The sequence below is a fragment of the Herbidospora sakaeratensis genome, assembly GCF_001570525.1.
In the GTDB taxonomy this organism is placed as follows: Bacteria; Actinomycetota; Actinomycetes; order Streptosporangiales; family Streptosporangiaceae; genus Herbidospora; species Herbidospora sakaeratensis.
On sequence record NZ_BBXC01000008.1, the window covers coordinates 134,805 to 151,991 of the forward strand.

The window sequence follows — 17,187 nt, forward strand, 5'->3', positions numbered from 1 at the left end:
ACATGGCACGGGCGAATGACGAGGCCGCTGCGGCCCTGGAAGAGTACGCCGAACTGTTCGCGCTGAACGGCGGCGACGCCTTCCGGGTGCGCAGCTACCAGAAGGCGGCCAAGTCGATCGCCGGTTACCCCGACGACCTGCGCGAGACGCCGGTGCGGCAGATCCCGGGGGTCGGCGAGGCGATCGCGAAGAAGATGGAGGAGTTCCTCGAACGGGGCAGCTTCCGCCAGCTCGACGACCTGCGGTCGAAGGTGCCCGACGGGGTGCGCAAACTCACGAGGATCCCGACGCTGGGGCCGAAGAAGGCGCTGTTCCTGTTCCAGGAGCTCGGCATCGACTCGCCCGGCGCGCTCGAACAGGCGATCGGGGAAGGCCGTCTCAAGGGGCTGAAGGGCTTCGGGCCGAAGACCGAGGAGAACATCCTCAAGGGCATCGCCCAGATGGCCGAGACCCGCGTCCACCTGGGCATCGCGGCCGAGCTGGCCGACCGGGTGATGGCCTCGCTCGACGCCGACCGCATGACCTTCGCGGGGTCGTTGCGGCGCATGCGCGACACGGTCGGCGACATCGACATCCTGGCCGTGGGTTCGCCCGAGCTGATGGAGACCTTCGCCGCGCAGCCCTACGTCACCGAGGTCATCGCGCGGGGCGAGAAGAAGACGTCGGTGCGCACCGATCGGGGGCTCCAGGTCGACCTGCGGCTGGTGCCGGAGGAGTCGTGGGGGGCCGCGCTCATCTACTTCACGGGGTCGAAGGAGCACAACGTCCACCTGCGCGAGATGTGCGTGAAGAAGGGGTGGAAGTTGTCCGAATACGGGCTCTTCGACGCCGACGACAACGTGATCGCCGCCGCCACCGAGGAGGACATCTACGCCGCGCTCGGCATGGAGTGGATCCCCCCGACGCTGCGCGAAGACGGCGGCGAGATCCAGGCGGCGCTCAAGCACGAGCTGCCCCGGCTGGTCACCCTCGACGATCTCAAGGGCGACCTGCACACCCACACCGACCTGACCGACGGCATCGCCACTCTCGAAGACATGCTGGCCGCCGCCGCGAACCGCGGCTACGCCTACTACGCCGTCACCGACCACGCCCCCGACCTGGTCATGCAGCGCATGACGCTGGAGAAGGCGCTCGCGCAGCGGGCCCGGCTCGACGAGCTCCAGAAGAGCTACCCGAACATGCGGCTGCTGCACGGCAGCGAGCTCAACATCGGGCCCGACGGGTCGGTTGACTGGCCCGAGGAGATCCTGGCGGGCTTCGACGTCTGCGTCGCCAGCGTGCACTCCCACTTCAACCAGTCGCGCGACGAGATGACCCGCCGGTTCATCGCGGCCTGCGAGAACCCGCAGGTCGACATCGTCGGCCACCCGACCACCCGCAAGATCGGCAAGCGTCCGGGCGTCGACGCCGACTGGGACGCGGTCTTCCGCGCCGCCGCCCGCACCGGCACCGCGCTGGAGATCGACGCCTACCCCGACCGCGCCGACCTGCCCTCCGACCTGGTCCGCCTGGCCCGCCACCACGGCGTCAAGTTCTCCATCGACAGCGACTCCCACGCCATCCCCCACCTCGACAACCAGAAGTTCGGCGTCGGCATCGCCCAGCGCGGCTGGCTGACCCCCGACGACGTGATCAACACCTGGCCGATCGAGAAACTGCTCCGCTTCCTGGGCCGCTGAAAAGCCTTCTTCCGTTACGGCTCCCGCCCGGCCGGCGCCGGCCACCGCCCCCCGGCCGGGCGCCGCATCCGGCGCTCCGCACCCGCTCCCGGCGGCCCGCCGTCACGCCTCAGCAGGCCGCCCGATCACCGACGGCCAGATCGCCGGGCCGCAGGACCTCGGCGTAGGCCCCCAGGCAGGGCGACCCGTCGACGCGGTTGTCCCGCAGCAGGGTCCTGACCGCGTCGGCGCGGCGTGGCAGGTCGCCGTGGGCGAGCGTCGGCACCGCGCAGCGCGGGGTCGGCGCGAGCACCCGCAGCACCACCGGCCCGACGGCGATCTCGCGTCCGGTCCAGTCGTTCTCGGCATAGGGGGTCGTGCCGGGCAGATCGAGCACCAGGTTGGGCCGGTAACGCACCATCTCCGCGCCGGCCCGATCGAGCGTGGCGGTGGTCACCAGGTGGATCGGGGCGTAGTCGACGAAGTTGCCGCCCGGCGTGCCCTGGCCGATCTGGAGGTGGATGAACGGCACGTCGGCGTCGACCCCGGCGTCCATGACCGCCTCGGGGTCGGGCCGGCCGACCGTGGCGTGCTCGGGCCGGGTGGTCACCAAACGGACCTCGCGCCCCAGCGCCCCCGAGACGGCGTCGGCGGCCTGGCCGAGCGGCACGGTCTGGCCGTTGGGACAGCGGATCAGCGTGATGCCGTCGTCCCAGTGGGCGGCGAAGCCGAGCAAATCGCGCCACAGGCGCGGGTGTTTGGCGCTGGCGACCATCCCGGTCGCCACGTCGAGCAGCGCGGCCACCCGGTCGCCTTCGACGCCCTGCTCGGTCACGGCCGCCGCCTCGACGTCCTCGCCGAGCATCGACTTGACGGGGTAGCGCCGCAGCGCCGTCACGGATCCCGGGCTCATGCCGTCGGATGGTACTTGGCGAGGAACTCGCGGATCAGCGCCGCGACCTCGTCTCCGGCGCTCTCCAGCAGGAAGTGGCCGCCGTCGAACAGGTGGACCTCCGCGTGGGGGCTGTCGCGGGCGAAGGCGCGGGCTCCGTCGGGGCCGAAGAAGGGGTCGTGCCTGCCCCACGCCGCCAGCACCGGCACCTGCCGGGTGCGCAGCCACTCGTGCAGCGCCGGATAGAGCGGCGGATTGGTGACGTAGTCGAGGAACAACCGCAGCTGGATCTCGGCGTTGCCCGGCCGCGAGATGAAGGCGTGGTCGAGGTGCCAGGTGTCGGGGCTGACGACGCTCTCGTCGGCGACGCCGGTCACGTACTGGCCGCGGATCGACTCCAGCGTGAAGGCCGAGCGCAGGGCCGCCTCGTTGGCCGGGCTCTGGTCGCGCTGGTAGTCCCAGACGGCCTGCCAGCCGGAGGCGACGAAGCCCTCGTCGTAGCCGTTGCCGTTCTGGGTGATCACCGCGACGACCGCCTCGGGGTCGCGCAGCGCCAGCCGCCAGCCGATCGGGGCGCCGTAGTCCTGGACGCCGATCGTGTAGCGGGTGACGCCCAGCTGGTCGAGCAGCCCGGCGGTCAGATCCGCCAGCGCGTCGAAGCCGTAGTCGAACGCGGTGACGGGCGGCGTGTCCGAGAGCCCGAACCCGAGGTGGTCGGGGGCGACGACCCGGTAGCCCGCCAGCTGCGGGATCAGGTTGCGGAACATGAACGAGCTGGTCGGGAAGCCGTGCAGGAGCACGATCGTCGGCAGGTCGGCTGATCCGGTCTCGCGGTAGAAGAGCCGATGCCCGTCGACCGTGGCGTACCGGTGGTGCACCACCACACTCATCGTTCTAACCACCTTTCGTCTCGATGATGGTTAGATCGTAGGCATGCGAGGTGTAACCTTGTCAACAGGCGAATGGAGGTTAGAACAACGTGGTCGACGACGAGGAGCTTCTACTTGCGCTGCTGAACACCACTCCGACCGTCTCCGGCGAGGCGCACGACCTGCTCGCCGACCCCGAGACGGCCCGCGCCTGGCTCGCCGGGCACGCGGGCGAAGACGCGCTCGGCGAGGACCTCGCCCTCCTGCGCTCCACCCGTGACACGCTGCAGGCGCTGGTGCACGACCGGGCCACCCCGGCGGCGCTCGCCCCGGCGCTCCACGGGGTCGGCTACCGGCCGGTCGCCGGAGACGCCGGCCTGACCTGGCGGCTCTCGACCCCGCCCGGCCACGCGGTGGCGGCCCGCGCCGTGGTGGCCTGGGACGCTCTGCGGCGCACCGCCCCCGGCCGGCTGCGCGCCTGCGAGAACACCGAGGAGTGCACGCTCTTCCTCATCGACCGCTCCAAGAGCAACAGCGCCCGGTGGTGCTCGATGGCCGGCTGCGGCAACCGCATGAAGGCCCGCCGTCACTACGAACGCCGCAAGAACACCCGTTGATGGATTTGCCGCTTTCCTGGTAGGAAATACATCTAGGGAAAGGGCTCCTCATGGACCGGACCGCTCTGTGCACCCTGGGCGACATCCCGCCCCTCTCCGCGCACCGCCGCCCCATCGTCAAACCGCTCCCCCACCACCTGTTCGCCGCCCACGGCGCCAGTGCCGCGACCCGCTGGGAGGCCATGGCGGGCCAGGGCTACCACACCCCGAACGACCTGTTCTTCGTCGCCAACCACACCGGCACCCCGCTCCTCGACGCCCACTCCTGGCGGTTGCGCCTGCACGGCGACGGCCTGGCCGGGCCGCGTGTCCTCACGTACACCGAACTGCGGAGACTGCCCGCCCGCACGATGGACGTCGCCATCGAGTGCGCCGACAACGGCCGCCCGCCGTGGGGCCTGGGCGGGATCGGGGTCGCGCGCTGGCGCGGCGTGCCGCTCAGAACGGTGCTCTCCCTGGCCGGGATCCGGCCCGGCGCGGTCGACGTGCTGGCCACCGGGCTCGACGACCCGGTCGACGGGCGGGGTCACGTACGGCACGTGCTGCCGCTCGCGAAGGCGCTCGACGACGTGCTGGTCGCGTACGAGATGAACGGCGTCACCCTGCCGCCCGACCACGGATATCCGGCCCGGCTCGTGGTGCCGGGATGGGCGGGCATCGCGTCGGTCAAGTGGCTCGGCGACGTGGAGGTGTCGACGGGCCCCCTGGACAACCCGTTCGCCGCCAGGGTCACCACCCCCTCGGTCAAGAGCGCGTTCGAGCTGCCGCGACCCGCCCGGATCCCGCTCGGGCGGCGGCACGTGCTGCGCGGGCGGTCGTGGTCGGGCGCGGGCGGCATCGCGAAGATCGAGGTCAGCACCGACGGCGGCCACTCGTGGCGGAAGGCCTTCCACCGCAGGGGAACCCGCGCGTGGACGCCGTGGCACCTGGAGTGGTGTCCGAGGGAGAAGGGCCCCGGCGTGCTGCTCGCGCGAGCGGTAGATCACAATGGGTACAGGCAGCCGGAGATCATGGCATACGGCAAGATGGGGTATTTGTTCGACGCCATCGTGGCGCATCCGGTGATCGTCGAGTAGCGAAGTGTTACCTTTACGGAAGGTTCGCTGCTTTTCTCGCAGCTCGGGGGGGTTTGCGGGGGGCTGGCCGCCTATGGGGGAAGTACGGGGAGCCGATTCGGCGCTGTCAGAATCGCTCCTTGGAGACGTCTTGGTAACGCCCCGGTAACCGCTCCTGAGGAGGATGGGGGCGGCATCCGGCGGAGAACGACAGGGGGAGGTTGCCCATGGGCCAGCTCACGGCACTCGACGCGCAGTTCCTCAGCACCGAGTCCGACACGACGGTCACCCACGTCGCCGGCGTCGCCGTCCTTGACGGCAGCGTCACCCGCGACCGGCTGGTCGCGCTGTTGCGCGATCGGGTGCATCTCGCGCCGCCGCTGCGGATGCGCCTCGCCGACGTGCCCTTCGGGCTCGACCGGCCCTACTGGACCGAGGACGACGACTTCGACGTCGCCGACCACGTGCACGAGTCGACCCTGCGGCACGAGGACGAACTCGCCGTCCACGTCGCCCGCCTGCACGCCCGCAAGCTCGACCGGAGCCGCCCGCTCTGGGAGATGCACCTGATCCACGGCCTGGGCGAGGGGCGCGTCGCCGTCTACACGAAGGTCCACCACGCCGCCATCGACGGCGTGTCGGGCTCGGAGATCCTCGGCGCCTTCCTCGACCTCACGCCCGAGCAGCGGCAGGTCGAGCCGCCCTCGGCCGACACGCCGCGCGCCAAGGCGCCCAACCCGGCCGAGATGCTCGCCGGGGCGTTCGGCCGGCTGCTGGCCCAGCCCGGCGACGCGGTGCGGTCGCTGACCCGCGCGGTCGCCGACCTCGACGCGATGCCCGTCTCCGGCGGCCTGCCCGGCGCCCACCGCCTGGCCAGCGCCGCCCGCCGCCTGCTGGGCGAGAAGCCGCTGCCGCCGCTGCCCTCGCTGGCCGCGCCGCGCACCCCGTTCAACGGCCCGATCACCCGCATGCGGACCTTCGCCTACGGGTCGATCGCGCTCAGCGACGTCAAGCACGTCGGCCGCTCGTTCGGCATGAGCGTCAACGACGTCGTGATGACGGTCGTGTCGGGCGCGCTGCGGTCGTGGCTGGAGGAGCACGCCGCGCTGCCCGGCCAGCCGCTGGTCGCGGCGGTGCCGGTGGCGGTGCGCACCACCAAGGGCCACGAGACCATCGGCAACCAGATCTCCGCGATGATCACCCCGCTGGCCACCGACGTCGCCGACCCCGAGGAGCGCCTGTCGGCGGTCAGGGGCCTGATGGCCACCGCCAAGCGCCGCTTCGCCGTGTCGCGCACGAACTGGCTCAACGACCTCTGCTCGGTGTTGCCCGCGCCGATCGCCGGCCTCGCGACCCCGCACCTGTTCCGGCTGGCCGGCAAGGTGACGCCCGGGGTGAACCTGATCGTGTCGAACGTGCCGGGGCCGCAACTGCCGCTCTACCTGTGCGGGGCCCGGTTGCTGGCCTACTACCCGATGTCGGTGCTCACCGACCTGACGGGCGGCCTGTCGATCACGTGCCTCTCCTACGACGGCAGCCTCGACTTCGGCGTCGTCGCCTGCCCGGCCCGGGTGCCGGACGTCTGGCGGATCATGGACCACCTGCGCGAAGCCATGGCCGAACTGGTGAAGCTGGCCGACGCCGTCGACGCGGAGTGATCTTCCGGGCAGGCTGTCCGGATGAACGTACGGGACCTCTATGAGCGCCAGGTTCGTGGGTTGTCTCCCGAACATCCGCCGTCGGGCGCCGTGGTCGAGCGCGACGGGCCTCTGGTCCGCGTCCACTACGGCACCCACGGCACGGTCGACCACGCCACGTTCGACCACGACGACCTGCCGGGGCTGATCAGGCGCCAGCAGGAGGTCTTCGCCGCCCGGTGCGAACCGGCCGAGTGGAAGGTGCACTCCACCGATCCCCCTCGGCTGGCCGAACACCTCCGGGCGGCCGGGTTCACCCCGGGTCCGGAGCGGGTCCTGCTCGCCGCCGGCGTCGAGGCCGTCCGACCGTCCACGAGCCTGCGCGACGGGACGACGATCGGCTCGCTCAGCCGATGGGATCCCCTGCCGCGGGGCGTGCCCGAGGCCGTGCCCGACCAGCGGCGGGCGCTGCGCGAACTGCTGGCCGACGGGCTCCCCGACGAGGAGTCGGACATGCGGATCTTCACGTTGGAGTGGAACGCTCACGTGCTGGGACTGCTCTGGATCGAACGGCTGGTGGGCACCGACTTCGCGGCCGTCGGCGGGATCACCGGCGACGGCGCGCGGTTGCTCCACCAGGCGGCGCGCGTGTGGGCGCCGCCGCCGGACGACGGGAGACTACGGGCGCCCCGGCGGCACACCCTGTTCCTGGTCGCCGAGGCGGCCGGTCCGCTGGTGGGCTCGTACACGGAGGCGGGCTTCGCGGAGATCGGGCGGGTGACCACCTACCGGTGGGCGCCGCCCGGCGAGCCCGCGCGGGATCGTCCCGTGGAGCACCCCGTGCGCGGCCGCGACGACGTCGAGGTCCTTCTCCGCTTCGAGGAGCGGTTCGGGGTGACCTACGAGACCGCCGAGAAGGGCATGGCCGAACCCGCCGCCTCCGCGACCTGGCATCTGGGTGACGCGGACGCACCCACGATCGCCCGGGTGGAGGAGATCGTCGAGCGGGGCCTGCGGGCCTGCGCCCGGCCGGGCGATCGGCTCTACCGGCTGAAGTGGTACATCACCAGCACCCGGATCGACCCCCTCCGTGTCGGCGGCCCGGGGCAGCCGCCGTGGACGTGCTACCCCTATCTCGACGACGAGCACGTCATCCTGGTCACCGCCGACCTGCGGATGGGCACGTTCGGGAACTGGCGGGAGTCGTCGCTCTGCGTCTTCGGCGACGACCTCGTCGGCCACGTGGACGAGGAGCTCACCGCGCTGCTCGGCACCGTGCTGCGGCGTGGTGGCCGGCCCGTCGGCAACGTCTGGTCGTTCGGCCCTCAGGCCGACTCGCGGACGATCAGGCGGGTCGGCACCGTCACCGACTCTACCTGATCGGCGCCGTCGATCAGGTCGAGCAGGATCCGCACCGTCTCTTCGGCGATCTCGGTCAGCGGCTGGCGGACGGTGGTCAGCGGCGGGTGGGTCGACATGGCGACGTCGGAGTCGTCGAAGCCGCCCACGGCCACGTCGTCGGGCACCCTGCGCCCGGCCGCGCGCAGGGTCGCCAGCGCGCCGGCCGCCATCACGTCGGAGGCGCAGAAGACGGCGTCGAGGTCGGGGGAGCGCTCCAGGAGGCGGGCCATCGCCGCCTCGCCCGACCGGCGGGTCCAGTCGCCGTGTTCGATCAGCTTCTTGGCCGCGCGGCGGCCCAGCACGTCGGTGAAGCCCTCAAGGCGCTGGATGCCGCCGGGGGTGTCCATCGGGCCGGTGATGATGGCGATCTTCCGGCGGCCCAGCTCGGCCAGGTAGCGGGTCATCTGCCGGGCTCCCCCGCGCTCGTCGCAGGCGGCGTAGGGGATGACGTTCTCCCGGCCGATCACCGCACCGCACGACACGGCCGGGATGCGCAGCCCGTCGAGGGCGTCGACGAGCGGGTCTCCGGCGTGGGTCGACTGGAGCAGCACGCCGTCGGCGTGGCCGCCCTTGACGTAGCGCAGCACCCGGTCGCGGTCGCCCGCGTCGCCCGCGATCATCATCACCAGCGACAGGTCGCGCTCGGCCAGGCGGCGGATGGCGGTGCGGATGGTGGTGCTGTAGTTGGGGTCTTCGAAGAGCTTCTCGTTGGGCTCCGAGAGGATCATGACCACCGAGCCGGCGCGCTGGGTGACCAGGCTGCGCGCGTTGCGGTTCACCACGTAGCCCGTCTCGGCGATGGCGCGCTCGGTGGCCAGCCGGGCGGCGGTGCTGACGTAGCGGTCGCCGTTGAGCACCCGCGAGACGGTCCCGCGCGAGACGCCCGCCGCCGCCGCGACGTCGTGGATGGTGGGCCGTTTCACCCCGTCATTCTCCACTAGCCCTTGACGGCTCCGCCCGACAGGTCGGTCCGCCAGTAGCGCTGCATCGTCAGGAACAGCGCGATCAGCGGGATGATCGACAACAGCGCGCCGGTGATGATCAGGTTGTAGAGCGAGGGCTGGTTGGCCCCGGCCGCGAGCAGCGTGTAGAGGCCGACGGTCAGCGGGAACTTGCCGTCGTCGCCGAGCATGATGAACGGCAGCAGGAAGTTGTTCCAGATGGCGACGAACTGGAACAGGAAGATCGTCACCATGCCGGGCACCATCAGCGGCAGCCCGACCTTCCGGAGCAGCCGCCACTCGCCGCCGCCGTCGATCCGGCCCGCTTCGAGCAGGGAGTCGGGCACGGCCGCGCCGGCGTAGATGCGGGCGAGGTAGATGCCGTACGGATGCAGGATCTGCGGCAGCAGCACGGCCCAGTAGGTGTCGGCGAGCCCGACCTTCGCGAACAGCAGGTACTGCGGCACGGCCAGCACCACCGACGGCACCAGCACCCCGCCGATCAGCACGTTGAAGATCAGGTTCCGCCCACGGAAACGATACTTGGCCAGCGCGAACCCGGCCACGGCCGACACGGCGGTCGACAGCAGCGCCCCGCCGCCCGCGTAGAGGGCGGTGTTGGCCGTCCACTTCCAGAAGACCCCGTCCCGGTAGGCGCTCAGCTCCGCCAGGTTGCCCAGCAGCCCCGACCCGGGGGTGAAGGCCCCGAGGGTGAACAGCTCCCCCGGCGACTTGGACGCCGCGACCAGCACCCAGCTCACCGGCAGCAGGCAGTAGAGCGCCCCGAGCAGCAGCACCCCGGTCGGCACGAGCCGGGTCATCGGACCTCCCCGAACGCGCGTCCGCGCACCACGCGCAGGAACCCGAACGACACCACGAGCGAGACCGCCGCGATGACCAGCGACGTCGCCGCCGCCGAGTAGAGGTCGCCGGTCACGAATGCGTCCCGGTAGACCTTCATGAGCGGCGACCAGGTCGAGCTGATCGTGTTGCTGAACGGCCGGAGCGTGGTCGGCTCGGTGAAGACCTGGACGGTGGCGATCAGCGAGAACACCGTGGTCAGCACGATCGCCGGCACCAGCAGCGGGATCTTCACCCGCAGGGCGATGGCGAGCTCGGAGGCCCCGTCGATGCGGGCCGCCTCGTAGTAGCTGCGCGGGATGGCCCGCAGGTTCGTGTAGAGGACCAGCATGTTGAACCCGGTCCCGCCCCAGACGGCGACGTTGGCCATCGAGAAGGTGACGGCCGTGGCCCCCAGGAAGTCGATGCCGCCGATCGGGGTGAGGCTCGGCAGGTAGAGGAAGCCCCACAGGAGCGAGGCGACCACCCCGGGCACGGCGTAGGGCAGGAAGATCGCGATGCGGGCGAACCGGGCCAGCCGGACGTGCGCCGAGTCGAGCAGCAGCGCGAACAGCAACGCCAGCCCGAGCATCACGACCAGCACCAGCGCCCCGTAGCCGACCACCCGCGACCACCCGGCCCAGAGCTCGCCGTCGGCGACGGCCGCCGTCAGGTTGTCGGCCCCCGCCCACACCTCCTGCCGCGACCCCTTGCCCAGGCCCAGCCCGGAGACCTTCGTGCGGCGCAGGCTCAGGTAGCCGGTGTAGCCGATGGGCAACGCGAAGAACAGCAGGAACAGCACGATCGCGGGCGCGAGGAACACCAGGGGCGCGCCACTACCGACGCGAGCGGCCGATCTCCGCACACCACCGCCGCGTGGAACGCCGTCTTCTCGGCCGGCCGTGTTCCGGCTGCTGTCGTCTTGGACGGACATCTAGCCCGCCATGGTGAAGCCGGACTTCTGCATGTCCGCCACGGTCGCGTCCTGCATCGACTTCACCGCCGTGGCGAACGGCGCCTTGTCCTTGAGCGCCTTGTCGAAGCCGTCCTTGTAGGCGTTGTAGGTCACGCCCACGTTCGGGCCGAAGGTGAAGCCACGCGCCGTCGTCCCGATCGTCGCCGCCTGCTGCCAGAAGTCGGGCTGGCTCTCGGCGAAGTAGGCCGGGGGGTCGCCCAGCGCCGTCTGGCCCTTGCCGGCCGCCGGGTACACGAACGCCTCCTTGACCAGCAGGTCGAGGGCGGCGGGGTCGGTGTTGAGCCAGGTCGCGAACTTCAGCGCGGCGGCGCGGTTCTTGGACCCCGACGAGACCGCGGTGGACGAACCGCCCCAGAAGCCGCTGTGGTTCTCCCCCGCGGTCCACTGCGGGAGCGGGGCCACACCCCACTTGCCCTTGCCGTCGGGGGCGTTGCTCTCCAGCACGCCGGGGCCCCAGACCGCCGAGGGCCAGCTGAGCTGGGTGCCGTCGTTGAGGGCCTTGTTCCACTCGGGGGTGAAGTAGGGCTGGTCGTCGATGACGCCCTCGGCGACGAGGCCGCCCCAGAACTCGGCGACCCTGGTCGTCGCGGCGTCGTCTATGCCGACCTTCCAGGAGTCGCCGGAGATCGACCACCACTGCGCGCCCGCCTGCTGGGCGAGGCCGGCGAACCAGCCGGGGTCCTTGCTGGAGAAGCTGCCCAGGTAGACCTTCGGGTCGGCCTCGTGCACGGTGCGGGCGGCCTCGGCGTACTCGTCCCAGGTCTTCGGGACGTCGATCTTGTACTTCTCGAAGAGGTCCTTGCGGTAGTAGAGCATCATCGGGCCGCTGTCCTGCGGGATGGCGTACACGCCCTCGGTGCCGAGCGTGACCAGGCCCCACAGGCCCTCGGCGTACTCGCCCTTGACGGCGGCGGTGTCGGCGGCCAGGTCGGCAACCGCGTCGGCGGCGACGAACGACGGCAGGTGCTGATATTCGGCCTGGACCAGGTCGGGGGCGTTGCCGGCCTTGGCGGCGGTGAGGAACTTGGCGGCCGCGTCGTCGCCGCCGGCCTGTTTGCTGACGGTGACCGTGATGCCGGGGTTGGCGGCGTTCCAGACCTGCGCGATCTTGTCCATGTTCGGGGCCCAGGTCCAGTACGTGAGCGTGACCGGGCCCGTGGGGGCGGCCGCTTCGGGTTCCGGGGCGGCGTCGCCGCCGCTGCTGCACCCGGCGGCGAGGGTGACGGCGAGCGCGGCGAGGGCCAGTCGGGTCGTACGCATCCGAACCTCCGGGGAGTCTCTGTGAACGTTCACAGACTGAAATCCCGGCGTTCTGCTGTCAATGCCCCGTTACATGCTCGTTAACTGGACGGCTCTCCTGCCGTGAATTACTGTGCACGTTCACAGAACCAAGCACTGGGGGGCCCGTGGCAGGCATCGCGTTCGGCGGCGACTACAACCCGGAACAGTGGCCGCGCGAGGTGCAGGAGGAGGACGTCCGGCTGATGCGGGAGGCCGGGGTGACCCTGGTCAGCCTGGGCATCTTCGCCTGGGCGCTGCTCGAACCGGCCGAGGGCCGCTACGAGTTCGGCTGGCTCGACGAGATCGTCGACCGCCTCCACGCCAACGGCGTCGCCGTGAACATGGGCACCCCGACCGCCGCGCCGCCGCCCTGGTTCACCCGCAAGCACCCCGACTCGCTGCCCGTCACCCGGGAGGGCCGCCGCGTCGGCTCGGGCGGCCGGGAGCACGCCTGCTCCAGCCATCCCGCCTTCCGCCAGGCCACCGCCGACCTGGTCACCCGGCTGGCCGAGCACTACGGCGACCATCCGGCGGTGGTGATGTGGCACGTCCACAACGAATACGGCGCCCCGCTGGGCGAGTGCTACTGCGACGCGAGCGTGGCCGCCTGGCGCGACTGGCTCCAGGCCCGGTACGCCACCCTCGACGCCCTCAACGACGCCTGGGGCACCACGTTCTGGGGCCAGCGCTACGGCGACTGGGCCGAGATCGACGCCCCCCGCTGGAGCCACACCGTGGTCAACCCGGCCCAGCGCCTCGACTACGCCCGCTTCGCCAACGACGAGCACCGCGGCCACTTCCTGCTCCAGAAGCGGCTGCTGGCCGGGAAACCGGTGACCACCAACTTCGCCGGCACGGTCAACTGCAAGTCCATGGACCTCTGGACGTGGGCCGCCGACGTCGACGTCGTCGCCAACGACCACTACCTCGACGCCGAACGCCCCGACAACCACATCCACCTGGCCATGTCGGCCGACCTCAGCCGCTCGCTGGCCGGCGGCGGCCCGTGGTTGCTCATGGAGCACTCCACCGGCGCGGTCAGCTGGCAGCGGCGCGGCATCGCCAAACGCCCCGGCGAGATGCGCCGCAACAGCCTGGCCCACGTGGCCCGAGGCTCCGACTCGGTGATGTTCTTCCAGTGGCGGGCCTCCCGGTTCGGCGCCGAGAAGTTCCACTCGGCGATGGTGCCCCACGCGGGCACCGACTCGGCGATCTGGCGCGACGTGGTGCGCCTCGGCGCGGAGGTCGGCCGGCTGGCCGAGGTCGCGGGCGCCCGGGTGACGGCCGAGGTCGCCATCGTGTGGGACTGGGAGTCGTACTGGGCGCTGGAGCTGGAATGGCGTCCGTCGGCCGAGTTGCGCTTCCTGGAGCGGGTGGAGGCGTACTACGAGGCGTTGTGGCGCGAGCACGTGACCGTCGACTTCGTGCACCCGTCGGCCGACCTCACCCGCTACCGGCTGGTGGTGGTGCCGAGCTCCTACCTGCTCACCGAGGGGGCGGCCAAGAACCTGCAGCGCCACGTCGAGGACGGCGGCACGCTCGTGGTGTCGTACTTCTCGGGCATCGTCGACGAGCACGACGCCGTGCACCCCGGCGCCTACCCGGGGGTGCTGCGCGAGGTGCTCGGGCTGAGCGTGGAGGAGTTCCACCCCCTCCGCGAGAACGAGACCGTCACCCTGACCCGGCTGAACCTTTCAGCCGCCGCCATGGGCCGCCCCGGTTCCGCCCGGAGCTGGTCGGAGCGGGTGCGGCCCGCCGGGGCGCGGACCGTGCGGAGCTTCGTCACCGGGCCGGACGCCGGATTTCCGGCGGTGACCCGGCACCGGCTCGGCGCCGGCACGGCCTGGTACGTCGCCACCGCGCCCGACGACCTGAGGGAACTGCTGGCCACGATCGCCGCGGACGCCGGCGTCGCCCGGCCGGCCGAACTGCCCGACACGCTGGAGATGGTCCATCGTGGCCCCTACGTCTTCCTCATCAACCACGCCGACGGCTCCGTCCGGGTGCCGGGCGTCACGGGTGAGGAGCTGATCACGGGCGCCTCCTTCACCGGGGAGGTGCCCGCCGGTGGGGTGTGCGTCGTGCGCACCCCCTGACACCCACCGGAGGAACCAGGTGAAACGCACCCTCGTGGCCGTCACGGCCACGCTCGCCCTGCTCGCCTTACCCGCCCCGGCGCAGGCCCAGCCGCCCGCGCCGGTCCGCGGCGCCGACGTCTCCAGCCTCGCCAAGTCCGAGGCGCACGGCGGCGTCTACCGCGACGCCTCCGGCCGGCGCGGTGACGCGCTGCGCATCATGCGCGACGCCGGGGTGAACCACGTCAGGCTCAAGGTCTGGGTGAACCCGGCCGACGGCTACAACGACAAGGCCCACGTCGTCGCGGTCGCCAAGCGGGCCAAGGCGCTCGGCATGAAGCTGCTGGTCGACTTCCACTACTCCGACTCCTGGGCCGACCCCGGCAAGCAGAACAAGCCCGCCGCCTGGGCCGCCCTCCCCTACGACCAGCTCAAGCAGGCCGTGTACGACCACACCTTCGACGTCCTGAACACCCTGAGGCGGCAGGGGGCGACGGCCGACCTCGTCCAGATCGGCAACGAGCTCAACGGCGGCCTGCTCTGGCCCGACGGCCAGTGGGACGCCTGGCCCGGCATGGCCGGGCTGCTCAACGCCGGATACGACGCCGTCAAGGCCGTCTCCCGGCACACCAAGGTCGTCATCCACCTGGCCGACGGCGGCGACAACGGCCTCTACCGGTGGTGGTTCGACAACGCCGCCACCCATGGGATCCGCTACGACGTGATCGGCCTGTCCTACTACCCGTACTGGCACGGCACCCTGGAAGCCTTCCAATACAACCTCAACGACGTCGCCACCCGCTACGGCAAGCCGGTGGTCGTCGCCGAGACCGGCTACCCGTTCACCACCGCCGACAAGGACGGCTGGGCGAACCTGGTCTACGCGGCCGAGCCCTACCCCGGCTACCCGGCGACCCCGCAGGGCCAGGCCGCCTTCCTGGCGAAGATGTACGAGATCGTCAGGGCCGTGCCGAACGGGCTCGGGCTGGGCCTGTTCTACTGGGAGGCGACCTGGACGGGCGTGCCCGGCAACGGCTGGGACCCGGCCGACCCGAGTTCCGGCAACGCCTGGGAGAACCAGGCCCTGTTCGACTACGCCGACCGCGCCCTCACGGGCCTGCGCACGCTGGGCGCCGGCCGCTGAAGGGTCCGCAGGCAGAACGCGGTGAACCAGGCTGAGACCACGATGACGCCGCCGGTGAAGAGCAGCAGGCTCCAGGCCGCCCCGCCCGCCGAGGCCATCGCGGCGAATCCCGCGTAGAAGAAGACCCCGCTGAGGGCCGAGCCGGCCGCCCATCCGGTCAGGCCCTCGGCGCGGAACCGCCGGGCCACGACGAGCGCGGCGACCGTGATTGCGGTGAAGCCGACCGCGCCGCAGGCGAAGTGCATGAGGCCCGAGAAGCTCACCTCGCCGCCCACCGGGTCGATGGTGAAGATCCCGGCGCCGGCGAGGCTCAGACCGTACAGGGAGAAGAGCACCCGGAGCAGCCCGGTGAACGCGAACGCGGCGGCCACGACGGCCAGGCCGGAGACTTCGAGGACGGCGACGTGGACCCAGCCGTGCTCGCCCAGCGACAGGGCGCTCCAGGGTTCGCGCAGGGGGTCGAAGCCGTCGCGGACGGCGATTTCGAGCAGGGAGCCGACGACGTAGAGGGGTCCGGCGAGCGCGCCGAGGAGCAGCAGGATTCGGTTCATGCCCTCCCCTCGAACGGGGACGGCGTTTTTCGACAGCCGGGCCGAGAATTTCTCAGACGTCCATGCCGAACGTCACCGACCGGCCCGACCGCTGACCGGTGGCGGTGAACTCGTGGCGCCCGTCGGGGAGGGTCAGGTGGTAGTGGAACCCCCGGAACCGGGCCCCGCCGAGCTCGTCCATCTCCATCTGCGCGGCCTCGCGGCCCGCGTTCGTCACGACGACGACCTCACCCGGCTCGAAGCCGCCGAACGTGAGGTCGACGGCGCGCAACTCCGGATTGCCCCAGATCTCCACGACGGGAGGCTTGGCGGGGTCGAACGTGGGGGCCGCCGTCTGCGGCGGGGGCGGCGGAGGGGAGGAGCTCACCGGCTCGACCACCTGCCGCATCGGGCCCGCGACCTCCGGCGTCGGGTCGGCGACCTCCTGCGTGGGAACCGCGGCCTCCCGCATCGGGCCGGCGGCGTAGATCGGGGGGACCTCCTCCGGGGAGCCGTCAGAAGAACCGGCCGTCAGGACCATCCCCACCGCGACGACGGTCGCCGCCACGGCGGCGACGGCGGCCGCGGCGACCACTTTGGCCGATTCCATGAATAGCTCCCAGCCTTTTCCCAAATGGAATTCCTAGGGAAAAGGCTAATTGATCGGAGGTCGCGAAAGAGAAACAGTTCTCGTGCGATTCACAAATGGGCCAGGGCCGTCGCCATCAGGTCGGCCACCACGTCGGCGTCGATCGTGTGCCCGGTCAAGTGGGCGATGCTCTCCTGATAGAGCAGCACCGCCGCGAAGGTGGCCGCCGCCGCCTCCAGCCGGGCCGCGTCGCCGCGCCCGCCCGGCAGCGCGAGTTCCAGCGCGAACCGCGCCCGGCGGATGATCTCGGAGTTCAGGCCGTGGATGCGGTCTTTCACCGACCGGTGCGTGTCGGCCTCGCGGAACAGGATGCGCCGCATCGACGGCGACGCCGTCAGCGGCAGCCGCCGGGCCAGCTTCGACAGGGCCCGCGCCGCGTCGCCGGGCGCGGGTTCGGGGTCCTCCTCCGTCACGAGGGTGCGTTCGTCGACCAGGGACACCAGCACGTCGATCTTGCGGGGGAAGTAGTGGAAGACGAGCCCCTTGGGGACCCCGGCGACGGCGGCGATCCGCGCGGTCGGGGTGGCGTCGTAGCCGCCGCCCGCGAACAGTTCCTCGGCGGCGTCGAGGATCCGGCTGCGCGCGTCCGATGGGCTGTCCACGCGCCGACCATAACCGC

The 17,187-nt window shown here is 71.5% G+C and carries 16 protein-coding genes; 7 read left to right on the forward strand and 9 right to left on the reverse strand.

Annotated elements, in window-relative coordinates:
- The first annotated feature begins 2 nt into the window (after nucleotides 1–2).
- Nucleotides 3–1,682, forward strand: a complete 1,680-nt coding sequence (polX, locus tag AW271_RS06460; protein ID WP_062333434.1) for a DNA polymerase/3'-5' exonuclease PolX — start codon at nucleotides 3–5, stop codon at nucleotides 1,680–1,682.
- A 109-nt stretch (nucleotides 1,683–1,791) separates the two neighbouring features.
- On the opposite strand, the gene AW271_RS06465 is transcribed toward polX, so the two are convergent.
- Both AW271_RS06465 and AW271_RS06470 read right to left on the reverse strand, forming a co-directional pair.
- The gene (locus tag AW271_RS06465; protein ID WP_062333437.1) at nucleotides 1,792–2,574 is read right to left on the reverse strand and encodes an MOSC domain-containing protein; all 783 of its coding nucleotides are present in this window, start codon (nucleotides 2,572–2,574) and stop codon (nucleotides 1,792–1,794) included.
- Nucleotides 2,571–3,443 carry an alpha/beta fold hydrolase gene (locus AW271_RS06470; RefSeq protein WP_062333440.1) on the reverse strand — a complete coding sequence of 291 codons (873 nt, stop codon included), beginning with the start codon at nucleotides 3,441–3,443 and terminating at the stop codon, nucleotides 2,571–2,573. The genes AW271_RS06465 and AW271_RS06470 overlap by 4 nt, the downstream gene beginning before the upstream one ends.
- Before the next feature lie 89 nt (nucleotides 3,444–3,532).
- On the opposite strand from AW271_RS06470, the gene AW271_RS06475 reads away from it, so the two are divergent.
- From AW271_RS06475 to AW271_RS06490, 4 genes are all read left to right on the forward strand, one after another.
- Nucleotides 3,533–4,039, forward strand: a complete 507-nt coding sequence (locus tag AW271_RS06475; RefSeq protein ID WP_062333443.1) for a CGNR zinc finger domain-containing protein — start codon at nucleotides 3,533–3,535, stop codon at nucleotides 4,037–4,039.
- Between the two features lie 50 nt (nucleotides 4,040–4,089).
- On the forward strand, nucleotides 4,090–5,115 hold the full coding sequence (locus AW271_RS06480; protein ID WP_083976219.1) for a molybdopterin-dependent oxidoreductase: 1,026 nt from the start codon (nucleotides 4,090–4,092) through the stop codon (nucleotides 5,113–5,115).
- Nucleotides 5,116–5,321: 206 nt separating this feature from the next.
- Nucleotides 5,322–6,752, forward strand: coding sequence for a WS/DGAT/MGAT family O-acyltransferase (locus tag AW271_RS06485; RefSeq protein ID WP_062333447.1), 1,431 nt, complete (start codon nucleotides 5,322–5,324; stop codon nucleotides 6,750–6,752).
- Between the two features lie 21 nt (nucleotides 6,753–6,773).
- A complete protein-coding gene (locus AW271_RS06490; RefSeq protein ID WP_083976221.1) occupies nucleotides 6,774–8,111 on the forward strand; it encodes a DUF2716 domain-containing protein in 1,338 nt (445 codons plus the stop codon).
- Here the strand turns inward: AW271_RS06490 and AW271_RS06495 are convergent.
- The 4 genes from AW271_RS06495 to AW271_RS06510 all read right to left on the reverse strand — a co-directional run bounded on the left by AW271_RS06495 (nucleotide 8,057) and on the right by AW271_RS06510 (nucleotide 12,149).
- Nucleotides 8,057–9,055, reverse strand: a complete 999-nt coding sequence (locus tag AW271_RS06495) for a LacI family DNA-binding transcriptional regulator (protein WP_218007990.1) — start codon at nucleotides 9,053–9,055, stop codon at nucleotides 8,057–8,059. The two genes, AW271_RS06490 and AW271_RS06495, sit on opposite strands and share 55 nt — an antisense overlap.
- A 14-nt stretch (nucleotides 9,056–9,069) precedes the next feature.
- Nucleotides 9,070–9,894 (reverse strand): carbohydrate ABC transporter permease, encoded by an 825-nt coding sequence (locus tag AW271_RS06500; protein ID WP_062333455.1) that lies wholly within the window; start codon nucleotides 9,892–9,894, stop codon nucleotides 9,070–9,072.
- Complete coding sequence (locus AW271_RS06505) at nucleotides 9,891–10,736, reverse strand: carbohydrate ABC transporter permease (protein WP_245652960.1); 846 nt, start codon at nucleotides 10,734–10,736, stop codon at nucleotides 9,891–9,893. The genes AW271_RS06500 and AW271_RS06505 overlap by 4 nt, the downstream gene beginning before the upstream one ends.
- A 111-nt stretch (nucleotides 10,737–10,847) precedes the next feature.
- Nucleotides 10,848–12,149, reverse strand: coding sequence for an ABC transporter substrate-binding protein (locus AW271_RS06510; protein WP_062333461.1), 1,302 nt, complete (start codon nucleotides 12,147–12,149; stop codon nucleotides 10,848–10,850).
- A 146-nt stretch (nucleotides 12,150–12,295) separates the two neighbouring features.
- Here AW271_RS06510 and AW271_RS06515 point away from each other — a divergent pair, with 146 nt between their 5' ends.
- Nucleotides 12,296–14,266: a beta-galactosidase gene (locus tag AW271_RS06515; RefSeq protein ID WP_062333463.1), complete on the forward strand. Its 1,971-nt coding sequence runs from the start codon at nucleotides 12,296–12,298 to the stop codon at nucleotides 14,264–14,266.
- A 19-nt stretch (nucleotides 14,267–14,285) separates the two neighbouring features.
- Nucleotides 14,286–15,389, forward strand: coding sequence for a glycoside hydrolase family 53 protein (locus AW271_RS06520; protein WP_062333466.1), 1,104 nt, complete (start codon nucleotides 14,286–14,288; stop codon nucleotides 15,387–15,389).
- Here AW271_RS06520 and AW271_RS06525 read toward each other — a convergent pair.
- From AW271_RS06525 to AW271_RS06535, 3 genes are all read right to left on the reverse strand, one after another.
- Complete coding sequence (locus tag AW271_RS06525) at nucleotides 15,338–15,940, reverse strand: DUF998 domain-containing protein (protein WP_062333469.1); 603 nt, start codon at nucleotides 15,938–15,940, stop codon at nucleotides 15,338–15,340. The two genes, AW271_RS06520 and AW271_RS06525, sit on opposite strands and share 52 nt — an antisense overlap.
- A 52-nt stretch (nucleotides 15,941–15,992) precedes the next feature.
- Nucleotides 15,993–16,529 (reverse strand): hypothetical protein, encoded by a 537-nt coding sequence (locus AW271_RS06530; protein WP_062333473.1) that lies wholly within the window; start codon nucleotides 16,527–16,529, stop codon nucleotides 15,993–15,995.
- Nucleotides 16,530–16,618: 89 nt separating this feature from the next.
- Complete coding sequence (locus AW271_RS06535; protein ID WP_062333476.1) at nucleotides 16,619–17,170, reverse strand: TetR/AcrR family transcriptional regulator; 552 nt, start codon at nucleotides 17,168–17,170, stop codon at nucleotides 16,619–16,621.
- Between the last annotated feature and the right edge of the window lie 17 nt (nucleotides 17,171–17,187).